At 38.4% G+C, this 2,671-nt stretch carries 4 protein-coding genes; 2 read left to right on the forward strand and 2 right to left on the reverse strand.

Features of this window, described 5'->3' with window-relative positions; all coding sequences use genetic code 11:
- Window positions 1-148: 148 nt before the first annotated feature.
- Window positions 149-586, reverse strand: a complete 438-nt coding sequence (locus H5161_RS19885) for a group II truncated hemoglobin (RefSeq protein ID WP_182769922.1) — start codon at window positions 584-586, stop codon at window positions 149-151.
- A 53-nt stretch (window positions 587-639) separates the two neighbouring features.
- On the opposite strand from H5161_RS19885, the gene aroE reads away from it, so the two are divergent.
- Together aroE and H5161_RS19895 are read left to right on the forward strand one after the other, a co-directional pair.
- Window positions 640-1,464 (forward strand): shikimate dehydrogenase, encoded by an 825-nt coding sequence (aroE, locus tag H5161_RS19890; RefSeq protein WP_182712952.1) that lies wholly within the window; start codon window positions 640-642, stop codon window positions 1,462-1,464.
- Complete coding sequence (locus H5161_RS19895; protein ID WP_004335144.1) at window positions 1,461-1,715, forward strand: DUF1488 family protein; 255 nt, start codon at window positions 1,461-1,463, stop codon at window positions 1,713-1,715. The genes aroE and H5161_RS19895 overlap by 4 nt, the downstream gene beginning before the upstream one ends.
- On the opposite strand, the gene H5161_RS19900 is transcribed toward H5161_RS19895, so the two are convergent.
- Complete coding sequence (locus H5161_RS19900) at window positions 1,707-2,252, reverse strand: gamma carbonic anhydrase family protein (protein ID WP_002959868.1); 546 nt, start codon at window positions 2,250-2,252, stop codon at window positions 1,707-1,709. The two genes, H5161_RS19895 and H5161_RS19900, sit on opposite strands and share 9 nt — an antisense overlap.
- Window positions 2,253-2,671: the final 419 nt, after the last annotated feature.

Consider the following 2,671-nt stretch of genomic DNA (forward strand, 5'->3'; position numbering starts at 1 on the left):
GGGCGTGCATCTGTGAAAGTGTTATGGCAAGGATGGCTTAAGTTACAAGCCATCCTGGAAGGCTACGATTTAGCAAAATCTCTTGAGTCAGACTTGTGATCAAGAGACAGCTAATTAGCGCCTTTTTGCATTATGGCTAAATATAAATTTAATGCTGATTGATCATGTGCGTTGCTAGTTGAGAGAATGATTGCTTTAAGCCTTCACGTAACAACGGATTGTCTATTTCTATATCCAGCGTTTTATTCATGCAGTACATCCACTGATCGCGCAATGCTTTATCTACAGTAAAAGGCATATGTCTTTTACGTAGCATTGGCTGGCCATGTTTTTCAGTAAATAGGTTTGGTCCGCCTAACCAACCAGATAAAAATTCAAAAAATACTTGGCGAATTCGATCTAATGGCAGAGGATGCATATCATATAACGGTTTAGCGTATTCATCTGACTCCATTATGTCGTAGAATCGATTGGAGATAGCTCGCGCCCCTTTCTCTCCACCTATTATTTCATACGGTGTTTTTTCAGGAGTAGGAACCTGTTGCTCGGGAGCCGGCTTAGATTTAGAAAAAAGTCGTTTAATCATATTACTTATCATTGTTAATAGGCAGTTTATAGCTGCAAAGAGGTTGCTTTAAAATGGACAAATATGCGGTTTTTGGAAATCCAATTAAACATTCAAAATCCCCCGCGATACATAAACAATTTGCTGTATCACTGGGTGAGCAAATCGACTATCGCGCAATATTAGCACCTATCGATAACTTTGAAAAAACAGTATTGTCTTTTTTTGAGCAAGGCGGTGTGGGTGCTAACGTTACAATGCCATTTAAAGAGCAAGCTTATGCAATGGCTGATGAGCTTACCCCATTAGCCAAAATAGTAGGGGCTGTTAATACATTAAAAAAACGAGATGATGGCTCATTACTCGGTGATAACACCGATGGTGTGGGCTTTGTAAATGATTTACTCGCTAATGAAGTAGCCATAACTAATAAACGCATTTTAATCATAGGTGCGGGCGGTGCTGCTCGAGGGGTTATTTTACCTTTGTTAGAGCATAACCCTCAGGAAATAATAATAGTTAATCGCACAGCACAAAAAGCCAAAGAACTCGCAGAGTTGTTTACCCAATATGGACCAGTATCTGGCTTTGGTTTTGATGATTTACCAGTAAGCGATTACTCACTAATTATAAACTCTACCTCTAGCAGTATGAATAACGAACTTCCAGCACTTGATAAAAAACACATAACTAACTGTGAAGTCGCTTATGACATGTTTTATTCACTGCAAAATACCATTTTTATGAATTGGGTTGCACAGCATAATATTAACGCTAAGCTTTTAGATGGCAGTGGCATGTTAGTTGGTCAAGCTGCTCAAGCATATTATGTATGGCGTAATAAAATGCCAAAAATACTTCCCGTCGTTGATGCGCTCAAACAAGGAACGCTTAAATGAATCAGGCAATACAATTTATAGATAGGCTAGAGTTTAGAGAGCCCGATCATCAGTTAGTATTTTTTGCACAAGTTAGTGGCATGCTGGTGGAGTGTGTAATAGAAGTAAATACACTTAAACTAACAGACGAAAGTCACGCAACAGAGTATTTTGAAAAGTATCGTTTTGATTACGAAGAACGTGCCGAGGAGCTTATCGAAGAAGAGAGCTATAACTCGGCAGGCCAAATTGAAGTAAGCTTATTAACTTAAATTAGCTATTTCAGCTAAGTACTCATCTTTAAGTGATACATAGTTATCGGCAGATATTTTTAAAAAGGCAAGTTCTTGCTCCGTTAGAGGGCGGGCTTGCTTAGCCGGACTCCCTACATATAAGTAACCAGACTCTAAGCGTTTGTTTGGGGGTACCAAAGATCCTCCACCTATAATTACATCATCTTCAACAACCACGTTATCCATAATAATGGCGCCCATACCTACAAGTATACGGTTTCCTAATATACATCCGTGCAGCATTACCTTATGACCTACAGTTACATCGTCACCTATAATAAGTGGATAACCATCTGGATTGCTTTTAGTTGCACGAGATAAATGCAATACACTGCCATCTTGTATATTGGAGCGTTTACCAATACGTATATAGTTAACATCGCCTCGGGCTGCTACTAAAGGCCAAACACTACTATTATCACCTAAAGTAATATCACCAACCAAAACTGATGACTCATCAATATAAACAGACGAATTAAACGAAGGAGTTACACCTTTATAAGAACGGATTGCCATATTTAGTACCTTTTAGATAATAGTTATTAGCTTTGAGTGTATCAGCAAGGTCATTTTTGTACCATAAAAGGCACCGTTTGGTTACAAAACTATCAGTTTTAGGGGGTTTAGTTCAGATACTGACCGAACAGCATCTTTTTTTACTTTTTCTTTAAAAAAGTACTTGCGTAAAAATCTGTTCTCCCTATAATGCGACCCCACTGAGACGGGAAACGCCGAAGCATAGCAAGGCACGAACTACTCACAGAGTTAAATAAAACTTCGGTTTTAAATCTTCCAAAAGAAAATTTAAATCAAAGTATTGACTCGAAAAATAAAGGGTGTATTATTCGCATCCCTTGAGACGCTAAAGCGACTCAAAACGTTCTTTAACAATATAAAGCAATCATCTGTGTGGGCACTCGTACAGATTGAGTTCT

This window comes from Pseudoalteromonas sp. SG43-5 (genome assembly GCF_014164345.1).
GTDB lineage: Bacteria > Pseudomonadota > Gammaproteobacteria > Enterobacterales > Alteromonadaceae > Pseudoalteromonas > Pseudoalteromonas distincta.

Coding starts and splice junctions, on each gene's coding strand:
- H5161_RS19885 (WP_182769922.1), bottom strand. CDS start 586: ATGATTAAACGACTTTTTTCTAAATCTAAGCCGGCTCCCGAGCAACAG.
- aroE (WP_182712952.1), top strand. CDS start 640: ATGGACAAATATGCGGTTTTTGGAAATCCAATTAAACATTCAAAATCC.
- H5161_RS19895 (WP_004335144.1), top strand. CDS start 1,461: ATGAATCAGGCAATACAATTTATAGATAGGCTAGAGTTTAGAGAGCCC.
- H5161_RS19900 (WP_002959868.1), bottom strand. CDS start 2,252: ATGGCAATCCGTTCTTATAAAGGTGTAACTCCTTCGTTTAATTCGTCT.